The organism is Arthrobacter sp. Hiyo1, assembly GCF_001263615.2.
Lineage (GTDB): Bacteria > Actinomycetota > Actinomycetes > Actinomycetales > Micrococcaceae > Arthrobacter.
This window is the reverse complement of the sequence record NZ_DF952477.1, coordinates 135,260-137,978: the sequence shown is the minus strand read 5'-3', so window position 1 is coordinate 137,978 and position 2,719 is coordinate 135,260. Positions and strand designations below refer to the sequence as shown.

Sequence of the window (2,719 nt, the reverse complement as noted above, 5' to 3'; positions counted from 1 at the left end):
GTGACGTGGAACCGCGGGACCGTGTTGCCGTGGCCTTGGGGACCGTAGCCGCCGCGCTCAGCCCACTGCACCAACGGAAAGAGCCGCACGCCGAGCGATCTCAGCCAGCGGCGTTTCTCGCCGGCGGCAAAATCCACGTAGCCTCCGCCCACAACCTGGCCCACGAGCCTCCGGCCGGTCAAAGGCCGCGGACGCCAGCCAGTCGCCCAAGGCGAGTTCGGCACTGTCCTTGACGCCCAGCCTCCGCTGCTCGGGAGAGTTGACCAGGAACAAGCCACCGAAGGACCAGTGAGCCTGGCCGCCGACGGACGCGGACGGTTCCTGGTCCAGGACGGCAACCAGTTTGCCGTCGGCGTAGGCTTGGGCAGCGGCGACCAGTCCCGACAATCCTGCGCCAATAACGATGACATCGGCTTCGATGATTGCCTGGGAGTGAACTCCATCACGTGGATTGCTCGGCATTCGTACATGCTACCGCCCGGTAACCCGCTTGGTTTGGTGCGCGACCCGTAAACCGGAAAACTAGGAGCATGCGCGTTTACCCCACATTCTTCAAGCTGGCCTTCTCCTGGATGGATGCCGAAAAAGCCCACAAGATCGGCTTCCAGGCGATCCGCTTCGCACACCGCTCAGGCGCAGGACGCGTTTTGGCCAAAATGACGGCCCCGCACCCCTCATTGCGCACGGAGGCTTTCGGGCTGACGTTCCCGTCGCCCTTTGGCCTTGCGGCCGGCTTCGACAAAGAGGGCCACGGAATCGAGGCCCTCGCTGAACTGGGGTTCGGCCACGTCGAAGTGGGAACAATCACCGGCCAGGCGCAGCCCGGCAATGAGAAGCCACGGCTTTTCCGTTTGATCGAGGACAAGGCCGTCATCAACCGCATGGGCTTCAACAACGACGGCGCGGCGGCCGTGGCCCCGCGGCTCAAGGCCGCTCGGGCGGCATTGCAGCGGACGCATTCAGGGGTTCGGCCCGTGATCGGAGTCAATATCGGCAAGACCAAGGTTGTCGAGCTCGACGACGCAGTCGAGGATTATCTGGTCAGTGCCCGCAGCCTGGCACCCGCCGCCGACTACCTCGTAGTCAATGTCAGCTCGCCCAACACTCCGGGACTGCGCCTGCTCCAGAACGTCGAAACGCTTCGCCCGCTCCTTCGCGCCGTCGGCGACGCCGCAGACGAATCCGCCGGCCGCCACGTGCCGCTGCTCGTCAAGATCGCACCGGACCTGAGTGACGAAGACATTGACGACGTCGCCCGCCTCGCCTTGGACCTCAAGCTCGACGGGATCATTGCCACAAACACCACCATCGGCCGGGAAGGCCTGGTAACCGACCCGGGCAAAGTGGATGCGTGCGGTGCCGGCGGACTCTCCGGCGCACCGCTCAAGGCGCGTTCGCTTGAGGTTCTGCGCCGGCTGAAGGCCGCGGTGGGGGAGGGCCTCGTGCTCATCGCGGTCGGCGGAGTGCAGTCCGCGGCCGACGTCCAGGAGCGGCTCGACGCCGGAGCAACCCTCGTGCAGGGTTACACGGCATTCCTTTACGAAGGTCCATTCTGGGCCGCCGGCATCAACAGGGCCTTGGCCAAACGGCGCAGTTAAGCGTCGCCGCCAGGCAGGGAACCGATAACCAGACACCTGGACCATTCCTGAACAGCCACTTGCGGTCAAGCAGAAGGACCCTGGAACAACTGTTCCAGGGTCCTTCTGCTTCGTCGGACGCTTGTCCTCGGGGATCGGGGACCTTAAGCGGGGTACTGGCCTCGCTGTACCTGCGGCTTCGGCAGGCGCAAGCGACGGAATTGCAGGGAACGCATGCTGCCGTACCAGACGGTGCCCCGCTCGACGTCGCCGAACTTCTGCGTCAAGCCCTTGCGCAACTTGCGGGAAAGGATGAAGACATCCGCGAACACCGCGAGGAACATAACCCAGAAGCCGATCAGGATATAGCTCAGGGCGTCGCTTCCTGAAGGAATGATGAAGGAGATGACCACGAAAAGCAGGGCACCGAACATCAGGTACTCACCCAGGCTGAAACGGGCGTCGACATAGTCGCGCGCAAAACGCTTCTGGGGTCCCTTGTCCCGCAGCGGCAGGTACTTTTCGTCCCCGGTGTCCAGGGCCTGCCGCATTTTCTGGCGCTGATCCTGCACGGCAATGCGCTCGGCTTCCTTCGAAGCCTTGCGGTCCGTCGGGACGAGGGGGCGCTTACGGGCCGCTTCCTGTTCCTTGCGCTTGGGCGTGGGAGCGCCCTTGCCAACGCCTTTCACGGCAGCGTCGGCGGCAAGCTGGTCTACTTGGTCTTGAGCGCTCGGCTCATCCTTTTTACGTCCAAACACCACTACAGAATACCCCGCAGGAACCGCGCCAAAGTCGCCGTGACGTGCCGCCCCCCGAATGGGCCCGCCACGCCGCCCGGTCCGGTTCCCCGGCACCACTTGCGGAGGTAGTCTTTTCGCCATGACTTCAATGAATGCGGAGATCCCGCAGACCTTTTCCAGCGGCTCCGGCACAATCAATGTTGATGCGCTCAAGTCCTCGATCGATGCTTCCTTCGACGAGACCATGACCCGTTTGAAAGCCCTGGTCGCTATCCCTGGGATCGCCTGGCCCAGCTTTGACCCGGCGGAGCTGGAGCGGAGTGCCGAGGCTGTTGCTGCGTTGGTCCGCGAGTCGGGCTTCCAGGACGTCCAGATCCTGCGCTGCGACAAGGCCGACGGGAA

4 protein-coding genes and 1 pseudogene are annotated in these 2,719 nt (G+C 64.0%); 3 read left to right on the top strand and 2 right to left on the bottom strand.

What is annotated here, in order from left to right; genetic code table 11:
- Positions 1 to 57: 57 nt before the first annotated feature.
- Complete coding sequence (locus AHiyo1_RS22050; RefSeq protein WP_253257564.1) at positions 58 to 387, bottom strand: FAD-binding protein; 330 nt, start codon at positions 385 to 387, stop codon at positions 58 to 60.
- Between AHiyo1_RS22050 and AHiyo1_RS27595 the strand changes: the two genes are divergently transcribed.
- Together AHiyo1_RS27595 and AHiyo1_RS22045 are read left to right on the top strand one after the other, a co-directional pair.
- Entirely contained in the window at positions 289 to 513 is a 225-nt protein-coding gene (locus AHiyo1_RS27595) for a hypothetical protein (RefSeq protein WP_059390006.1), read from the top strand. The two genes, AHiyo1_RS22050 and AHiyo1_RS27595, sit on opposite strands and share 99 nt — an antisense overlap.
- A gap of 17 nt (positions 514 to 530) precedes the next feature.
- A complete protein-coding gene (locus AHiyo1_RS22045) occupies positions 531 to 1,598 on the top strand; it encodes a quinone-dependent dihydroorotate dehydrogenase (protein ID WP_059390005.1) in 1,068 nt (355 codons plus the stop codon).
- Positions 1,599 to 1,741: 143 nt separating this feature from the next.
- Here the strand turns inward: AHiyo1_RS22045 and AHiyo1_RS22040 are convergent, their stop codons facing one another.
- A complete protein-coding gene (locus AHiyo1_RS22040; protein WP_059390007.1) occupies positions 1,742 to 2,335 on the bottom strand; it encodes a DUF3043 domain-containing protein in 594 nt (197 codons plus the stop codon).
- Between the two features lie 121 nt (positions 2,336 to 2,456).
- Here AHiyo1_RS22040 and AHiyo1_RS27590 point away from each other — a divergent pair.
- A pseudogene (locus AHiyo1_RS27590) lies at positions 2,457 to 2,719 on the top strand (dipeptidase); the annotation flags it as partial.